The sequence below is a fragment of the Pseudomonas sp. Sample_16 genome, assembly GCF_004307665.1.
GTDB lineage: Bacteria > Pseudomonadota > Gammaproteobacteria > Pseudomonadales > Pseudomonadaceae > Aquipseudomonas.
Genome location: NZ_RCOB01000218.1, coordinates 71,947 through 89,063, shown reverse-complemented (window position 1 = coordinate 89,063; position 17,117 = coordinate 71,947). Strand labels below are relative to the sequence as shown.

Genomic DNA, 17,117 nt, shown 5'->3' with positions numbered 1-17,117 from the left:
CAATGCGTGTTTGCCGTTTCCAGATATGCAAAAGGCACCTTTCGGTGCCTTGCAGGCTGGTTTGAGCCGATGAGCGCGGGGAGGCGTTTACCGTCGACGCTTTTCCAGCGAATAAACAAAAGGTGCAACGATTTCGATGGAGCCGTTGTTCAGCATGTCGGCCGGTGGTTTGGGCAGCGGCTGGGCGCGGCGGATCATGTCCAGGGTAGCCCGGTCCAGATCGGCGTTACCGGAGCGGCCCACCAGTTCGAACGACAACACATTACCTTCGGCATCCACGACAAAGCGCAGACGGTTCAAGCCTTCCTTGCCCCGCGATTGCGCGCTGGCCGGGTACTTCTTGTACTTGGCCAAGTGCGCAAGCAGAGTGCCTTCCCAACTGGCCTTGGCCGCCACTTGTGCGGGTGACGGACCGGGCGCCGGCTGAGCGGATTTCTCCGTGGGTGCCTGGGTCGGTTGCGTGTCGCTCGGTTTTTCCTCGGATGGTTTTTCCTTCGGCGGCTCAGGCTTTTTCTCCACCGGCTTGGGTGGTTTCGGCTTGGGCTTGGGCGGCTTGGGCTTGGGTACCGCAATCTCGGCTTTGGGCGCTTCGGCCAGCTTCGGGATGGGCAGTTCTTCCACCGGTGCTGGTGGCTGTGGCGGCGTTATCACCTTTGGCGGTGCCGGCGGTGGCGGGGCAGGAACCGGCGCCAGCTCGACCATCATTGCCTGCGGCGGCAGTTCGATGGGCGGGCGGGCGGTCCAGTTCAGCGCCAGCGCGATGGCCAGCGCGTGAACACCCAGCACGATGGCCAGGCTACCGCTGTAACGCGTCAACTTATGGCGCGTCTCGATCATTTTTTGGCTGCCGTCTCGAGTCCGACCAGGCCGACCTTCAGATAACCGGCCGAGCGAAGGTTGTCCATTACGCTCATCAGATCACCGTAATCCACGCCTTTATCGGCCTGGAAGAAGATCGTCGTGTCTTTCTTGCCTTGGGTCTTGGCGTCGAGGGTGGCGCCAAGGGCATCGGCTTTCACTTCGTCGTCGCCGAGGAACAGCCGTTGGTCGGCCTTGACGCTGAGGAACACCGGTTTCTCTGGCCGCGGCGCCGGTTTGGCGGTGGAGGCGGGCAGGTCGACCTTGATGTCCACGGTCGCCAGCGGCGCCGCCACCATGAAGATGATCAACAGCACCAGCATCACGTCGATGAACGGCGTGACGTTGATTTCGTGGTTTTCGGCCAGATCGTCGTCTGCGCCTTCTTTCAAATGCAGGCCCATGGCCGATTACCCCACTTTCACCATGTGCGGATGCGAACTGCGCTCAGGCTGGTGATCGAGGTCGCGGCTGACCAGCAGCAGGACTTCTGCCGAAGCGTCGGACACCTGCGCCTTGTAACCGGCGATGGAACGCGCAAACACGTTGTAGATCACCACCGCAGGAATTGCCGCAACCAGGCCGAGTGCGGTTGCCAGCAAGGCTTCGGCGATGCCGGGAGCCACGACGGCGAGGTTGGTGGTCTGGGTTTTAGCGATACCGATGAAGCTGTTCATGATGCCCCACACCGTACCGAACAGGCCGACAAACGGAGCGGTGGAACCGATGGTGGCGAGAACGCCGGTGCCGCTGCTCATGTTGCGGCCGCAAGCTGCTACCAGACGCTCAAGGCGGAAGCTGACGCGTTCCTTGATGCCTTCTTTCTCGCGGCTGCTGGCCGACAGATGCATTTCTTCCAGGGCATCATGGACCAACAGGTTGGCGAGGGTGCCCGGCTTGGTCGCAGAGGCGCTGGCTTCTTTGAGTGTGGTGGCTTTTTTCAGGTGGGCGATTTCGCTGCGCAGACGACGCTTGGCGCCCATCAGCTCAAAGCCTTTGGCAATCCAGATGGTCCAGGTAATGATCGACGCGATGGCCAGGCCAATCATCACAAGCTTCACGATGATGTCGGCGTTTTGGTACATGCCCCATGGCGACAGGTCATGCGCCATGCCCAGGCTGTTGTCGGCTTCGAGGACTTCAGGGACGTTTTCGCCGAGCGCTTGCGAAGCGGCTGCTGGCTGGGCCGGGTCGATCGCGACAGGCGCGGCGTTTTCGGCCGGGGTGGATGCGGCGGCGGCCGGGGTGGCAGGCGCTTGTGCGTCTGCGAAGGCGGCGGTCGGCGCCAGCATCAGGCTGAGCAGCACGGCGGCCACTGCGCTCCAGGCGCGAGGTCGTTTGGTTGGCGAAGCGGGGAGTTGATTGCGTGTCATGCTGGCCGGACCTGAGAGAGAAAAACGGGTCATGTTCTTCCAGGCCTCGAAGGGCCGAGAACAAAAGTGGCGTGCATTATTGCAAGTAATTCTTGTTAACAAAAGTAATAGAGTAACTTTATTTACGTCCCGCGATGACTGGTTGCCTGGTCTTTCTTGAGTGAGATCGCAACTACTTCTGTAATTTTCAGCGCATATTGGCGCTGGTTGTTGACGTAATGTGAACATTTCCGATTTCCATATCGTCCCGGTTGTGGCCGTCAAAAAATGAAAACCGAAGTTTTTGTCCGGGCCTGATTTGGGGACGAGGTTTCACCGCGCAAAAATTTGCACACAAAAACGCGCATATTCCGTCGGCGGACGGGGAAAGTCTTGGTTGTTATGGCGCGTTTGTTTTCCGCTCCCGATCTGGCAGGTGCCGTCTTCAGGCGAAAGAAACACCTGAGCCTGCCAGCAGCTTTATTCAAATGCAGGCCATTTCAGAAACTCCTGATATACCGCTCATCCGCTTCCTGATGAAATAGCTCTCCAGGATCTGCATTGCGCATCAAGCACCAGGAGGGAGTCAAAGTGAGTTATCTAAAGAATTTGTACTGGAAGCGCTGGATTAGGGGGCGTAATTGCAAGCTCGCCGGCGGATTGAACTCCCTGAGCAAAAAGACTGAATTGATCCTTGAGGACGGCGTTACCTTGGGCAGGATTGATATCGATTCACCACGTCTCGATATTGGCGCCCATACCTACATTCGCAGCGGTGGTCATCTATTGCTGGTGTCGTCGATCGGCCGTTTTTGTTCGATTGGTTCGGGGGTGATCATCGGTCAGGAAAAGTACACGCACCCTACTGGGTGGTTGAGCTCACATCCCTTTCAGTACACCGCATCGCCGCTCGCTTACCAAGCCAGGGCTGAAATGGCGGAGGTTGGCCATGACGTGTGGATTGGTCACAACGCCATGATTCTGGAAGGGGTGAAGGTTGGAACGGGCGCCGTTATTGCCACGCGCGCAGTCGTGGCTGAGGATGTGCCGCCCTATGCCATCGTCGCAGGCGTGCCTGCCAAGGTTATCCGGTTCAGGCACTCGCCAGCCTTGGTTGAACGTATGTTGGCGAGCCGGTGGTGGGATATTGACGTTGCAGCGTTGAAGCAACTATCACTCGACGAACCTTCGGCGTGCCTGGAGCAGTTAGAGCAAGTTACGGCTTCGAACGCGGCGCGATACCAAAAAATCAGAGTGACCAGGCGAGGCTGTCAGCTGACCGGCTAAAGCATTTAATTCATGCCCTCCCGTTTGATCCGGCGGATCGTCGACAATAAAAAGGGCTACCCGACGATTTGGGTGGCGCTTTCTATACCCAGCGATCGAAGGTAGAGCGAAAGATGGAAAGCTTCTCGCAAATGTCTTCTGCGCTGAGCAGCCGTGTGCTTGCGTCCGCTATCCGGTTCACCAGGTTGCGTTCTTTGGAGTCATGTAAATGACCCATATCTTTTTTTCCTTCATTGCTAGCCGCTCGTCCATTACCGGGGCTAGTCTGTGCGTTTCCAAGGGGAGTTTTTCTGATGTCCGCGCCTTCTGTTTTGATCGCCGGTTGCGGTGATGTCGGCAGCCGTCTCGCCACGCAACTGCTGGCTGGCGGGTGGGAGGTCCATGGGTTGCGGCGTGACGTTTCGCGCTTGCCCGAGGGTGTCATCGGCGTTGCCGGCGACCTGTTCAATAAGGACTGCCCGCAGACCTGGCCGGTCGGTGCGGTGGATTACGTGGTCTATTGCGCAGCCGCCACCGATCACGATGAGGCGGGCTACCGTGCCGCTTATATCCAGGGCTTGCAGCATGTATTGGAGTGGCTCGACGATTATGGGCAGGTGCCCAATCGCCTGTTGTTCGTGTCCAGCAGCAGTGTCTACGGCCAGCAGGCGGGCGAATGGGTCGACGAGACTTCGCCGGCCATCGCGGCTGGTTACTCTGGGCGAGTGATGCTCGAAGCCGAACAGATCGCGCTCAACAGCGGCATTCCAGCCAGCATCGTGCGTTTGACCGGCATTTACGGTCCGGGTCGTGAATGGCTGCTGACTCAGGTCCGCCGCGGGTACCGGGTGGCGGTCGATCCTCCGCTGTATGGCAACCGGATTCATGCCGATGACGCCGCTGGGTTGATGGCGTGCCTGCTTGAGGCGGATCGGCGCGCAGTGAAGCTGGATGACGTCTACATTGGCGTCGATGACGCACCGGCAGCGTTGGCGGATGTCGTGGGCTGGTTGCGCGAGTATCTGGGTGTGACCGAATGGGCCGATGATGCCAGCGTGCGGCGCACGGGCAGCAAGCGCTGCAGCAATGCACGGGCGAAAGCATTGGGCTGGACGCCAAAGTATCCGAGCTTTCGTGAAGGTTATGCAGCCATTCTTGAAGGCCGCAGCTGACGTTCAGTCACCCGAAAACCTGTAGGAGCCGGCTTGCTGGCGATAGCAGTATCAGATTCAAAGCAGATGTTGAATTTGAAGGCCCTATCGCCAGCAAGCCGGCTCCTACAAGCGGGTGGCTTTCAATGGGTTGCTTATTGTTTCTCGAGCAACCACTTGCGATCACCCGGAGTGAACTGGGGCATTTCATCCGCCTGCGCGGTGTTCACGGTCTGGAAGATTTCCAGTTCTTTGCCTTTGCGGGCAAAGATCCAGGCATTTCCCTGGCCGTTGAGTTGCAGCCACATGTTGTCGTTGCCGCCGCTCATCGATGCGCAATCACCCGCCAGACACAGGGCATAGCGGTCACTCCCTGGCAGGCCGGTCACTTGGCCGTCGGCCTGGAACTGCACGGTATTGCCTTCACCGGGGCCGCTGACGACTTTCCAGCTGCCGCCCATGTAGGCTGAATACAGCGCGCGTTCAAAGCTGGCGCCGATCGGAGCGCCATCCGGTACCGGAATCGACGCACGGTCGAAGACCTGGGCCGGTTCGTTTTCGCTGGCGGCCTGGCTCAATTGTTTGCCGTCGCGCTTGAGCTCGCTACCGGAGCTGCCATAAAAGTCGATTTTCCAGGCGCCGGACTCTTCGCCGAGCAGCTTGCCGTCGACATTTTCAAAACCATTGGTGTAGCGGGCCTGGCCGGCCTTGGTGTTGACGTCCCATTCCAGGTTCGGGCCATAGGCCTGGAGCGCTTCACGCAGGGGAACGCCTTTGGATGCAGCGTCAATCGCCACCTGGTTGATCCAGGTGCCGCTGATATCACGGTCGGCAGGGTCGCTGGCACATCCGCCCAGGAACAGGGCGAGCAGCGAGAGAGCAAGCGCTTTGCGCATGGGTGGAATCCTTTCAAGCTTTCTTTACAGCAGAGCCGTTGGCGCAGCCATAGGCTGCGCCGCACGCATTACTCGATGACCAGGATGGCATCCATTTCAACCTGCGAACCCTTGGGCAGGGCTGCTACGCCGATAGCGGCGCGAGCTGGGTACGGTTGGTCGAAGTATTTGCCCATGATCTCGTTGACCTTGGCGAAGTGGCTCAGGTCGGTGAGGAAGATGTTCAGCTTGACGATGTCCTTGAACGAACCGCCGGCGGCTTCAGCCACGGCTTTGAGATTCTCGAACACCTGGACGGTCTGGGCTTCGAAGCCTTCAACCAGTTCCATGGTCTTTGGGTCCAGTGGAATCTGACCGGACATGTAAACGGTGTTGCCTGCCTTGATCGCCTGGGAGTAAGTACCGATGGCGGCCGGGGCCTTGTCGCTGGTGATAACGGTCTTGGTCATTGATGACTCCTTGTAAGAGGTGGCAACGTTTGTGCGCTATGCACGCATGCGGGTGATGCGAATCACCCCGGTGAGGGCACGCAGTTTCTTGATCACGCGGGCCAGGTGTACACGGTCGTGCACGCTGACCACCAACTGGACCACGCTGATACGACCATCGCGTTCGTCCATGCTGATTTTCTCGATGTTGCCGTCGGCCGCGTTGACGCTGCTGGCCAGCAGCGCGATCAGGCCACGCTGGTGTTCCAGCTCCACGCGCAGCTCGACGTTGAATTCGCCGGTGACGTCTTTGGCCCATGACAGCTGGATGCATTTTTCCGGGTTATGACGGATTTCGCTGATGTTGCGGCAGTTGTCCAGGTGCACGACCATGCCTTTGCCTGCGGACAGGTGGCCGACAATCGGGTCGCCCGGGATTGGCGTACAGCATTTGGCATAGCTGAGTACCAACCCTTCGGTGCCACGAATTGCCAGCGGACCTTCCGGGCTTGGCAACTGTTCGCCTTCGCCGAGCAGTCGACGAGCCACCACATAAGCCATGCGATTGCCCAGGCCAATGTCTTCCAGCAAGTCTTCGATCAGTTCCTGGCGGTATTCAACCAGCATCGCCTTGACCCGCTCGGCCGGGATTTTCTCCAGCGAGCTGTCGAAACCGTTGAGGACCTTGTTCAGCAGGCGTTCGCCCAGGCTGATGGATTCGGAGCGACGTTGCAGCTTGAGCGCATGGCGGATGTGTGTCCGCGCCTTGCCGGTGACCACGAAATTGAGCCACGCCGGATTCGGCCGCGCGCCGGGCGCGCTGACGATCTCGACCGTGGAGCCGCTTTGCAGCGGTTCGGACAGCGGCGCGAGACGGCGGTTGATCCGGCAGGCAATGCAACTGTTGCCGACATCGGTGTGCACCGCGTAAGCGAAATCGACCGCCGTGGAGCCTTTGGGCAGCTCCATGATCCGGCCTTTGGGCGTGAACACGTAGACCTCGTCCGGGAACAGGTCGATCTTCACGCTTTCGATGAATTCCAGCGAGTTGCCCGCACGCTGCTGCATTTCCAGCACGCCTTTGACCCACTGGCGAGCGCGGGCGTGCGTGCCTTTTGGCTGCTCGTCGCCGCTGGATTTATACAGCCAATGGGCGGCGATGCCGTTGTTGGCCATTTCTTCCATTTCGCGGGTGCGGATCTGGATCTCGATCGGTACGCCGTGCATGCCGAACAGTGTGGTGTGCAGCGATTGGTAGCCGTTGGCCTTGGGAATCGCGATGTAGTCCTTGAAGCGACCCGGCAGCGGTTTGTACAAATTATGTACAGCACCCAGCACGCGGTAGCAGGTATCGACCTTGTCGACGATGATCCGGAACGCATAGACGTCCATGATCTCGTTGAAGGCCCGACGCTTGCCGCGCATTTTCTTGTAGATGCCGTAGAGGTGTTTCTGGCGACCGCTGACCTCGCCCTGAATGCCGTCGACGGCCAGGCAATGGCTGAGGGACTCTTCGATCTTGTTGACGATTTCCTTGCGGTTGCCCCGGGCGCGCTTGACCGCCTGGTAGATCCGCGCGGAACGCATCGGGTGCATGGCCTTGAAGCCGAGGTCTTCGAATTCTATGCGGATGGCGTGCATGCCCAGCCGGTTGGCGATGGGCGCATAGATCTCCAGGGTTTCCTTGGCGATGCGCCGGCGTTTTTCGCCGGACAGCACTTCCAGCGTGCGCATGTTGTGCAGGCGGTCGGCCAGCTTGACCAGGATCACGCGAATGTCACGCGCCATGGCCATGGCCATTTTCTGGAAGTTTTCGGCCTGGGCTTCGGCTTTGGTCTCGAAGTTCATCTGGGTCAGTTTGCTGACCCCATCAACCAGTTCGGCCACGGTTTCGCCGAACTGCGCTTGCAGCGCTTCCTTGGCGATACCGGTGTCTTCGATCACGTCATGCAGCATGGCCGCCATCAGGCTCTGATGGTCCATGTGCATGTCGGCAAGAATATTGGCCACGGCAAGAGGATGCGTGACATACGCCTCGCCGCTACGGCGGCGTTGGCCGTCGTGGGCTTGTTCGGCGTAGAAATACGCTCGGCGGACCAGGTTGACCTGGTCTTTGCCGAGGTAGGTCGATAAGCGATCGGCGAGGGCGTCTATGCTCGGCATGATGTCTCCTGCCGTAAGCTGTGATCCCGCGCCGTGCTACGTCGACCAGGCATAGGCTTAGACGGCCTCGTTGGACTCGTCCTCGAATGCAGCAAAAAGCGGTTCATCTTCAACGATTTCGGCTTCAGCGATAGCTGCGTAGTCGATCAGGCCTTCAGCGATTTCACGCAGGGCGACGACGGTAGGCTTGTCGTTTTCCCAGGCTACTTTCGGCTCTTTGCCGCCGGTGGCCAGTTGACGGGCACGCTTGGTAGAGAGCATGACCAGCTCAAAGCGGTTATCCACGTGTTCTAGGCAGTCTTCAACGGTTACGCGGGCCATGGTCTTCCTCGTAGCAAATGCAATATGCGCGCTGCCCGGATGGGCGAGCGGACTCAACAGTTTAAAAAATCACCAGCGATTAGGGAAGCGCTGATTTTTTGATCAAGCCCTTCAACGCGCTGCAAGTGCCAATGTAAAGCCCTTGCAGCGGTTTTGGGAAGTGCTCTTTAACCGAGCAATTCAGCCAGCAATTTGCCGTGGCGCTGTTGCTGGCGCTTCTGAATCAGCTGATTGGCGCGAAAAATCGCCTTCAGATCGTGCAGTGCGTGGGCGAAATCGTCGTTGATGATCAGGTAGTCATAGTCGACATAGTGGCTCATCTCGCTGACGGCTTCGCGCATCCGGCCATCGATGATTTCGTCGCTGTCCTGGCCGCGATTGGTCAGGCGCTGATGCAGGGCTTCAAGTGACGGCGGCAAGATGAAAATCGAACGGGCCTGAGGCATCAGCTTGCGCACTTGCTCGGCGCCTTGCCAGTCGATTTCCAGAATCAGGTCGTGTCCTTCGTCCAGGGTCTGCTGCAAGTGGCTCTGCGAGGTCCCGTAGAGATTGCCGAACACTTCGGCGCGCTCGAGGAAATCCCCGTGTTCGATCATCTTCACGAACTCGCTGCGCTCGACGAAGTGATAGTTCACGCCGTTCACTTCACCGGGGCGCATGGCGCGGGTGGTGTGCGAGACCGAAACGCGAATTTCCGGATCGGCGTCGGTCAGGGCCTTGACCAGGCTGCTTTTGCCCGCGCCCGATGGGGCGGAAATGATGTAGAGGGTGCCGGTGCTGTGGGTCATGTCGGGGTTGCCTTACTCAATATTCTGCACTTGTTCACGCATCTGCTCGATCAACACTTTCAGGTTGACCGCCGCTTGGGTGCTGCGCGGGTCGAAGGCTTTGGAGCCCAGGGTGTTGGCTTCGCGGTTGAGCTCCTGCATCAGGAAGTCCAGGCGCCGACCGGCGGCGCCGCCAGACTTGAGTACACGACGAACTTCGATGATGTGAGTGCTCAGGCGATCCAGTTCTTCGGCGACGTCGCTTTTCTGCGCGAGCATGACCATTTCCTGCTCCAGACGCTGTGGGTCCATCTCGGCCTTCATGTCGGCGAAACGATCAAGCACTTTCTGGCGCTGGGTGGCGAGCATTTGCGGAACCAGTTCACGCAGGGTCACCACGTCTTCTTCAATGGACGTCAGGCGCTCATTGATCAGCCGTGCCAGCTCCGCGCCCTCTCGCTCGCGTCCGGCCTTGAGCTCTTTCAGGCCCTGGTTGAACAGCGCCAGTGCCTGGGCATTCAAGGCTTGCGGGTCGGTGGCGTCACCTACAAGTACGCCGGGCCAGGCCAGGACTTCCAGCGGGTTCAGTGCTGCCGGGTTCTTGATCAGGCTGGCAACGGTCTCGGCGGCGGCGACCAGTTGTGCGGCGCGTGCCTGGTCGACTTGCAGCGGTTTGCCGGTGTTTTCTTCGGTGAAGCGCAGGGTGCATTCGAGCTTGCCCCGGGATACACCTTGGCGCAGGGCTTCACGGACGGCACCTTCGAGGTCGCGAAAGGACTCCGGCAGGCGCAGGTGGGGTTCCAGGTAGCGGCTGTTGACCGAGCGCAGTTCCCAGCTCAGGGTGCCTTGGACGCCGGCGCTTTCGACGCGGGCGAAGGCGGTCATGCTGTGCACCATGGAGGTACCTCGCAGTGCAGATCGGCGCGGAACTGATGTTCAGGCAATCCGATATCAATGAATTAAAGCCGACTGGCAGCAAAGGCGCAGGATTGTAGCGCAGTGGCGCCAATGCGCCCAAACACACGGAGTGACAATCGGCTGCAGGTCGTCGGGCACGGGCTGTTCAGAGCCTTCGCTCGTCCGAGTAATTTTTTAGAAGTGCCCAGGCGTGGCTGGCGGCTCTATAATGCTTCGCAGTTTTCCGTCCCCGTACAGGTATCCCTTATGAAACGTCCAAGTGGTCGCGCTGCCGATCAGCTCCGCTCGATCCGCATTACCCGCAACTACACCAAACATGCCGAGGGATCTGTACTGGTCGAGTTCGGTGATACCAAGGTCATCTGCACCGTCAGCGTCGAAAACGGCGTGCCGCGCTTCCTCAAGGGCCAGGGCCAGGGTTGGCTGACCGCCGAGTACGGCATGCTGCCACGCGCCACCGGCGAGCGTAACCAGCGTGAGGCGAGCCGCGGCAAGCAAGGCGGCCGTACCCTGGAAATCCAGCGCTTGATCGGGCGTTCCCTGCGTGCTGCGCTGGACATGTCCAAGCTGGGCGACGTCACCCTTTACGTTGACTGCGATGTGATCCAGGCCGATGGCGGTACTCGCACCGCGTCCATCACCGGCGCCATGGTCGCCCTGGTCGATGCCTTGAAAGTGATCAAGAAGCGCGGCGGCCTCAAAGGCGGCGACCCGCTCAAGCAAATGATCGGTGCGGTGTCGGTCGGCATGTACCAGGGCGAGCCAGTGCTCGACCTTGATTACCTGGAAGATTCGGCGGCAGAGACCGACCTGAACGTGGTGATGACCAGCACTGGCGGGTTCATCGAAGTTCAGGGCACTGCCGAAGGCGCACCGTTCCAGCCGGAAGAATTGAATGCCATGCTGGAACTGGCAAAGAAAGGCATGAACGAGATTTTCGATCTGCAAAAGGCTGCGCTGGCAGACTGATCGGACCGAAGTACACAAGGAGGACGCCATGAGTGAAGAACAACAGCTGCTTCCCACCCCGAGCAAAGAAGTTCGGCAGTGGGCAATGTTTTGTCACTTGTCTGCCTTGTTGGGGATCTGGATTCCGTTCGGTACCCTGATCGGCCCGTTGATTCTCTGGCAGATGAAGCGTGAGATGGACCCGTTCGTCGATGCGCAAGGCAAGGAGGCGCTGAACTTTCAGATCACCGTCGCCATTGCTTCTGCCATTTGTTTCTTGCTGATGGTGGTGATTGTCGGGTTCTTCCTGTTCGGTCTGGTGGCGATAGGTGCGTTGGTACTGACGATTATCGCCGGGGTCAAGGCTAACGAAGGGTTTCCGTATCGGTATCCGTTTACGTGGCGGTTGATCAAGTAAGCCTGTAGATGCTGTTAGCGAAATGCCCCGACTTGTCGGGGCATTTGCGTTTTTATTATCAAGTTACTTGTTCTTGTAATCTGCGCTTACTTCTTTACATGTTTGGTCACAACTGCAAGACATCAGCTCTTCCCGCATCCTTGGCAGTAAGACTTTACGATTGTTAAAGTTGTCGCACGAAATACCTCTAAGAAATATTTCGATATATTCAGGCCATTGACGGATCCTGAAAGTAAAAGCAATCAGTGTTGAAAACAATCAACCTGTTCAATAGGCGTGTCCAGGTAAACAGTTCGCCTCTGAATGAAAACCCAAGATTATCCCAATGGTTCAACTCGATTTTTATGGAACACTTGTCGCCGCTTCCTTGGTTCTTTTGCTGGGGCGCGGGCTCGTCACACGTGTCGGCTTTTTGCGCGCTTACAATATTCCTGAGCCTGTAGCAGGCGGCTTATTGGTAGCCTTGGTTCTTTTGGTATTACGATCGCTCGATATGGAAGTCCGATTTGATACCTCGCTACAAACGCCATTGATGTTGGCGTTTTTCGCCACGATCGGGTTGAGTGCAGACTTCGCCAGCCTGAAAAAAGGCGGACGCATAGTGGGAATGTTTGTATTGGCGGTCACCGGCTTGCTGGTGGTGCAGAACGCCATGGGCATTGGATTGGCAACGGCTTTGGGGCTCGATCCCCTGATGGGGCTGCTGACAGGCTCGGTGACGCTGGCGGGTGGTCACGGTACCGGGGCTGCATGGGGGGCGACGTTCAGTGAGAAGTACGGTCTGGCTTCCGCCTCTGAACTTGCGATGGCCTCCGCGACGTTTGGCTTGGTGCTGGGCGGTTTGATTGGTGGGCCGGTCGCTCGCCTGCTGATCAAACGGACTCAGGTGCCCGGCTGCCGCGAGCAAGACAAGCCGCGGATACCAAAAGGCTTCGAGCAACCGAACAAAGAACGCTCAATCACCCCGTTTTCCTTCATTGAAACACTCGCACTGATCGCGGTCAGCTTACTCGCGGGCAATCTCCTCAATGGCATGCTCCGCGAAACCGCATTTGAGTTGCCGACGTTCGTCTGCGTATTGTTTGTGGGTGTGCTTTTACGAAACGGGCTTTCAGCGTTGGGCTTGTACCAGGTGTTCGAGCGCGAAGTCTCTGTGTTGGGGAATGTCAGTTTGTCGCTGTTCCTGGCGATCGCGCTGATGTCACTCAAGTTGTGGGATCTGGCGGCACTGGCCTTGCCGTTCTTTATAATTCTGGCCGCGCAAACGATGGTCATGGCGCTCTTTGCGATATTCGTAACATTCAGAATCATGGGCAGTAACTACGACGCGGCCGTGCTGGCGGCAGGACATTGCGGCTTTGGACTGGGTGCAACACCAACTGCCATCGCCAACATGCAGGCCGTGACACAGCGCTATGGACCTTCGCAAATAGCGTTTCTGGTTGTGCCGATGGTGGGGGCTTTCTTTATCGACATTATCAATGTCATCGTGATCAAGTTGTATCTGGCGCTGCCGTTTTTCGGCGCTGCTTGAAGTACCGGTCACTGAGCACCGCCATAAAAAATGCCCGTATCCTGCGATACGGGCATTTTTTTATCTTCGAACAACGTCGAACTTCATTGTCAGCGACAAGTGTTTAGATCGTCAGCGTCCAATCGTAGTCCACGATCAGCGGCGCATGCTGCGAGAACCGTGGCTGACGCGGCAAGCGTGCGCTGCGTACGAAGCGGCGCAGACCCGGGGTCAGCAGCTGGTAATCGAAGCGCCAGCCGAGGTTGAGCATTTCGGCCTGTTCGTTGTCTGGCCACCAGCTGTACTGGTCACCTTCACGGCTGACTTCGCGAAGGGCATCGACATACCCCATGTTGCCGACAATCTCGTCCATCCAGGCCCGTTCAGGCGCCAGGAAGCCCGGAGATTGCTGGCTGTCGCGCCAGTTCTTGATGTCCAGCTTCTGTTGCGCCACATACAGCGAGCCACAATAAATGTACTCGCGGCGTTTGCGCCGTTGCTTGTCCAGGTACTTGGCGAAGTCATCCATAAGCTTGAACTTCTGGTTCAAGTCTTCATCGCCGTTCATGCCCGATGGCAGCAACAAGGTTGCAATACTGACTTTGTCGAAATCGGCTTGCAGGTAGCGCCCGTAGCGGTCGGCCGTCTCGAAACCGAGACCGCTGATGACAGCCTTCGGTTGCAACCGCGAGTACAAAGCCACGCCACCTTGGGCGGGGACTTCGGCGTCGCAGGCATAAAGGAAGTATCCATCCAGTTGGAAGGCTGGATCGTCCAGTTCAAAGGCGGAGGCACGGGTGTCCTGCAGGCAGATGACGTCGGCATTCTGTGCTTGCAGCCAACTGAGCAAACCTCGCTCGACTGCAGCCTGAATACCATTGACGTTCACACTGATGATCCGCATAAATGGCCCCAAAAATCGCGTGCGTGTATGATACACGGCGTCAAGCTAATTAGCTAAATCCGTGGTATTTGGGGTTTTTTTCATGCAAGCGTATCAGCGCGATTTCATTCGTTTTGCCATCGATCGCGGCGTTTTGCGCTTCGGTGAGTTCACCCTGAAGTCCGGGCGTACCAGTCCTTACTTCTTCAATGCGGGCCTGTTCAATTCAGGTTCGGCCCTGGCGCAGCTGGGTCGTTTCTACGCCGCTGCCATCGCCGAAAGCGGTATTGCGTTCGATGTTCTGTTCGGTCCTGCCTACAAAGGCATCCCTTTGGCGGCGACCACTGCCGTGGCATTGGCCGAGCATCACAACCGTGACCTGCCATGGTGTTTCAACCGCAAGGAAGCCAAGGCCCACGGCGAGGGCGGCAGCCTGGTCGGCGCGCCTTTGACCGGCGATGTGCTGATCATCGACGACGTGATCACCGCCGGCACCGCTATCCGCGAAGTGATGCAGATCATCGCTTCCCAGGACGGCGCCAAGGCAGCTGGCGTGCTGATTGCCCTGAACCGTCAAGAACGTGGCAATGGTGAGTTGTCGGCGATCCAGGAAGTCGAGCGTGATTTCGGTATCCCGGTGATCAGCATTGTCTCGTTGAACCAGGTGCTGGAGTTCCTGGCCGATGATCCGCAGCTCAAGCAGCATTTGCCGGCGGTTGAAGCCTACCGCGCGCAGTTCGGCGTCTGACCACAATCCCCCTGTGGGAGCGAGCCTGTGTGGCGAGGGAGCTTGCTCCCGCTGGGCTGCGTAGCAGACCCAAAAAGTTTGTGAGTGCTGCGCACTCAAGCGGGAGCAAGCTCCCTCGCCACAAAAAGTGGATTGTCGCAGGGATTGCAGGCAGAAAAAGACCCCGCTCAGCCAGGCTGAGTGGGGTCTTTTGTTTTGAGTCGTCAGCGCAGTTTCCGCCATTTTCCGACCAGTTTTAATGCCAACCCCAGGTTGAACAGCGCAAACACCAGCAGTGCCACGACGACTAACACGTAAAGCGTTCGGTCCACGTTGAAATCCCATAGATCCAGCGTGCTGCTTCTCATGATCCTCACGGCGGCTGGCAAGTTGACGTAAAACAGCGCCATGAAGGCGCACGTCAGCGGTACGGCGCGGCTAAACAAAACCCCCAGCACTTTCCCCCGGCTGCGTTTTCTGGCCAACGGGCCTGACTCTTTGTCATCCAGTTCCAGCGCCTCATGCAACCGTGGCCAAGCCAGGTTGAACATGAATGTGGTCAGGGTCAGCAGCAAGCCGCTGACCGCGACAATGTCACTGAACGGCATTGAGCCTCAGGGTTTGGCACAACAAAGCGTGGGAGTCTTCGCTGATTTCGAACTGCCCGGCACTGCCCTTGCGTTTGGTGATGGGTTTGAAGGTCGGCTCGTTTTGTGTGATCAGCATGTTCAGCTCATCGCGAATCACGTCTGAACTGATCACCACCAGATAAACCGTCTGCGCATGCTCGGCCGTTTCGATCACTGATCGCATGCTGTGCTGGAGGATCTCGTCCAGTTGATTGCGAAACCGTGAAACCGTGTTTTTCAACAGGGTTTTACTCTGGCTCTGCGTCAGTTGGAAAATCGTCGATATCTGCGATTCAGTGGGCAACGTTTGCCCGAAGTAACTTTGAATCAGGTAGAGCAATCGATCCTGCTTGGCCTCATCGGCCCTGCTGGGCATGCCGCCTTCGACCAGCATCTTCAGGTATTCGGTCAGGCTCGCCTTGGCTATTCGCTCCAGGGCATGGGCGATTTCGCTGTCGGAAATCCTCAAGGTCTTTTTCACCGGCTCCTTCTGCTCGAGGTTGAAAGCCTGGGCATCGATCGTGAACGAGATCTGCATGGTTCAGACCTCCGTGATTACTTGGCAGGCTCGTTTGGGTACGGATCTGCCACGGCATCACCTTGGCCAGTCAGGATGTTCCAGCCATTGAGTACGTGGGTCCCTGGTTGGAAGTCCGGGCACGGTGGAAGAGAAGTCTTTGATTGATTGCTGTATTCGCGCCCGCAATCTGCGCATGCGTAGGTGCCTGCTGAAACGTCGCTGCCGTAGGGAACGTAGTCTTTTTGCATGGGGAAGATCTCCTGTGGATTCAGGGAAGATCGTATGCAGATTGTTTCTTTTGGGATGTCGGACGTTTCGCTTATTTGCGTCGGGCAATTCCTGTAGGCATAAAAAAGATCGCAGACTTGTTCAACTCCTACGGAAGTTTCGTACATCCGAAACCATCCAGTTGGAGCTGCCGCAGGCTGCGATCTTTTTCGTCTTTATTGATCAGGGACGCTTGCGATTGCTGATCAAGGTGCCCACGCCGGTATCGGTGAAGATTTCCAGCAGAATCGCGTTCGGTACGCGCCCATCGATGATCAGCGAGCTGCCCACGCCGCCCTGGACGGCTTCCAGTGCGCAACGGATCTTCGGCAGCATGCCGCCGTAGATGGTGCCATCGGCGATCAGATCGTCGACCTGTTGGGTGGTCAGGCCGGTCAGGACCGTCCCCGACTTGTCCATCAGGCCGGCGATGTTGGTCAGCAGCATCAACTTCTCGGCTTTCAGCGCTTCGGCGACTTTACCGGCCACCAGGTCTGCGTTGATGTTGTACGACTCACCGTTGGCGCCGACGCCGATTGGCGCGATCACCGGGATGAAATCGCCCTTGACCAGCAGGTTGAGCAGGTCGGTATTGATGCCGACGACTTCGCCCACATGGCCGATGTCGATGATTTCCGGCGTGGTCATTTCCGGGGTCTGGCGGGTGACGGTGAGCTTCTTCGCACGAATCAGCTCGGCGTCTTTACCGGTCAGGCCGATGGCGCTGCCGCCATGTCGGTTGATCAGATTGACGATGTCCTTGTTGACCTGGCCGCCCAGGACCATTTCCACCACGTCCATGGTCGCGGCGTCGGTGACGCGCATGCCGTCGACGAAATGGCTTTCGATCGACAGACGCTTGAGCAGGTCACCGATTTGCGGGCCACCGCCGTGAACGACCACCGGGTTGATCCCCACGGCTTTCATCAGCACGATGTCGCGGGCGAAGCCGGTTTTCAGCTCCTCGCTTTCCATCGCGTTGCCGCCGTATTTGATCACCAGCGTCTTGCCGACATAGCGGCGAATGTAAGGCAGCGCTTCGGACAGGACCTTGGCGGTGTTGGCGGCGGCTTCGCGTTCGAGGGTCATTCA

At 58.1% G+C, this 17,117-nt stretch carries 20 protein-coding genes; 6 read left to right on the top strand and 14 right to left on the bottom strand.

What is annotated here, in order from left to right; all coding sequences use genetic code 11:
• Positions 1-87: 87 nt before the first annotated feature.
• The 3 genes from D8U69_RS28690 to exbB are packed head-to-tail and all read right to left on the bottom strand — an operon-like array spanning position 88 to position 2,231.
• Positions 88-837, bottom strand: coding sequence for an energy transducer TonB (locus tag D8U69_RS28690; RefSeq protein WP_056854176.1), 750 nt, complete (start codon positions 835-837; stop codon positions 88-90).
• A complete protein-coding gene (gene exbD / locus D8U69_RS28685) occupies positions 834-1,262 on the bottom strand; it encodes a TonB system transport protein ExbD (protein ID WP_056854175.1) in 429 nt (142 codons plus the stop codon). The genes D8U69_RS28690 and exbD overlap by 4 nt, the downstream gene beginning before the upstream one ends.
• A gap of 6 nt (positions 1,263-1,268) precedes the next feature.
• Positions 1,269-2,231, bottom strand: coding sequence for a tonB-system energizer ExbB (gene exbB, locus D8U69_RS28680; RefSeq protein ID WP_056854174.1), 963 nt, complete (start codon positions 2,229-2,231; stop codon positions 1,269-1,271).
• Between the two features lie 570 nt (positions 2,232-2,801).
• On the opposite strand from exbB, the gene D8U69_RS28675 reads away from it, so the two are divergent.
• Positions 2,802-3,497, top strand: a complete 696-nt coding sequence (locus D8U69_RS28675) for a CatB-related O-acetyltransferase (RefSeq protein WP_130903855.1) — start codon at positions 2,802-2,804, stop codon at positions 3,495-3,497.
• Positions 3,498-3,790: 293 nt separating this feature from the next.
• Entirely contained in the window at positions 3,791-4,648 is an 858-nt protein-coding gene (locus D8U69_RS28670) for an SDR family oxidoreductase (protein ID WP_130903796.1), read from the top strand.
• A 134-nt stretch (positions 4,649-4,782) separates the two neighbouring features.
• Here the strand turns inward: D8U69_RS28670 and D8U69_RS28665 are convergent, their stop codons facing one another.
• From D8U69_RS28665 to D8U69_RS28640, 6 genes are all read right to left on the bottom strand, one after another.
• Positions 4,783-5,523: a hypothetical protein gene (locus tag D8U69_RS28665; RefSeq protein WP_130903797.1), complete on the bottom strand. Its 741-nt coding sequence runs from the start codon at positions 5,521-5,523 to the stop codon at positions 4,783-4,785.
• A 68-nt stretch (positions 5,524-5,591) separates the two neighbouring features.
• Positions 5,592-5,972, bottom strand: a complete 381-nt coding sequence (locus tag D8U69_RS28660) for a RidA family protein (protein ID WP_003229509.1) — start codon at positions 5,970-5,972, stop codon at positions 5,592-5,594.
• A gap of 36 nt (positions 5,973-6,008) precedes the next feature.
• The gene (gene spoT / locus D8U69_RS28655) at positions 6,009-8,114 is read right to left on the bottom strand and encodes a bifunctional GTP diphosphokinase/guanosine-3',5'-bis pyrophosphate 3'-pyrophosphohydrolase (protein ID WP_056854171.1); all 2,106 of its coding nucleotides are present in this window, start codon (positions 8,112-8,114) and stop codon (positions 6,009-6,011) included.
• Positions 8,115-8,171: 57 nt separating this feature from the next.
• The gene (rpoZ, locus tag D8U69_RS28650; protein WP_007921129.1) at positions 8,172-8,435 is read right to left on the bottom strand and encodes a DNA-directed RNA polymerase subunit omega; all 264 of its coding nucleotides are present in this window, start codon (positions 8,433-8,435) and stop codon (positions 8,172-8,174) included.
• A 167-nt stretch (positions 8,436-8,602) separates the two neighbouring features.
• Complete coding sequence (gmk, locus tag D8U69_RS28645) at positions 8,603-9,223, bottom strand: guanylate kinase (protein WP_056854170.1); 621 nt, start codon at positions 9,221-9,223, stop codon at positions 8,603-8,605.
• A 12-nt stretch (positions 9,224-9,235) separates the two neighbouring features.
• Positions 9,236-10,099 carry a YicC/YloC family endoribonuclease gene (locus D8U69_RS28640; protein ID WP_056854169.1) on the bottom strand — a complete coding sequence of 288 codons (864 nt, stop codon included), beginning with the start codon at positions 10,097-10,099 and terminating at the stop codon, positions 9,236-9,238.
• 267 nt (positions 10,100-10,366) lie between these two features.
• Between D8U69_RS28640 and rph the strand changes: the two genes are divergently transcribed.
• The 3 genes from rph to gltS all read left to right on the top strand — a co-directional run bounded on the left by rph (position 10,367) and on the right by gltS (position 13,020).
• A complete protein-coding gene (gene rph, locus D8U69_RS28635; protein WP_047535109.1) occupies positions 10,367-11,089 on the top strand; it encodes a ribonuclease PH in 723 nt (240 codons plus the stop codon).
• Positions 11,090-11,117: 28 nt separating this feature from the next.
• Entirely contained in the window at positions 11,118-11,486 is a 369-nt protein-coding gene (locus D8U69_RS28630) for a DUF4870 domain-containing protein (RefSeq protein WP_056854168.1), read from the top strand.
• A 325-nt stretch (positions 11,487-11,811) separates the two neighbouring features.
• Positions 11,812-13,020 carry a sodium/glutamate symporter gene (gene gltS, locus D8U69_RS28625; protein ID WP_056854167.1) on the top strand — a complete coding sequence of 403 codons (1,209 nt, stop codon included), beginning with the start codon at positions 11,812-11,814 and terminating at the stop codon, positions 13,018-13,020.
• 103 nt (positions 13,021-13,123) lie between these two features.
• Here the strand turns inward: gltS and D8U69_RS28620 are convergent, their stop codons facing one another.
• Positions 13,124-13,903, bottom strand: a complete 780-nt coding sequence (locus tag D8U69_RS28620) for an exodeoxyribonuclease III (RefSeq protein WP_053163881.1) — start codon at positions 13,901-13,903, stop codon at positions 13,124-13,126.
• A gap of 82 nt (positions 13,904-13,985) precedes the next feature.
• Here D8U69_RS28620 and pyrE point away from each other — a divergent pair, with 82 nt between their 5' ends.
• Positions 13,986-14,630, top strand: a complete 645-nt coding sequence (gene pyrE, locus D8U69_RS28615) for an orotate phosphoribosyltransferase (protein ID WP_008047079.1) — start codon at positions 13,986-13,988, stop codon at positions 14,628-14,630.
• A 203-nt stretch (positions 14,631-14,833) separates the two neighbouring features.
• Here the strand turns inward: pyrE and D8U69_RS28610 are convergent, their stop codons facing one another.
• The 4 genes from D8U69_RS28610 to argB form a co-directional block, all read right to left on the bottom strand.
• Entirely contained in the window at positions 14,834-15,217 is a 384-nt protein-coding gene (locus tag D8U69_RS28610; protein ID WP_130903800.1) for a hypothetical protein, read from the bottom strand.
• Positions 15,204-15,776 (bottom strand): hypothetical protein, encoded by a 573-nt coding sequence (locus D8U69_RS28605; RefSeq protein ID WP_130903801.1) that lies wholly within the window; start codon positions 15,774-15,776, stop codon positions 15,204-15,206. The genes D8U69_RS28610 and D8U69_RS28605 overlap by 14 nt, the downstream gene beginning before the upstream one ends.
• Before the next feature lie 17 nt (positions 15,777-15,793).
• A complete protein-coding gene (locus D8U69_RS28600) occupies positions 15,794-16,006 on the bottom strand; it encodes a hypothetical protein (protein WP_056854164.1) in 213 nt (70 codons plus the stop codon).
• Positions 16,007-16,208: 202 nt separating this feature from the next.
• Positions 16,209-17,114 carry an acetylglutamate kinase gene (argB, locus tag D8U69_RS28595; RefSeq protein ID WP_008047078.1) on the bottom strand — a complete coding sequence of 302 codons (906 nt, stop codon included), beginning with the start codon at positions 17,112-17,114 and terminating at the stop codon, positions 16,209-16,211.
• Positions 17,115-17,117 lie beyond the last annotated feature (3 nt).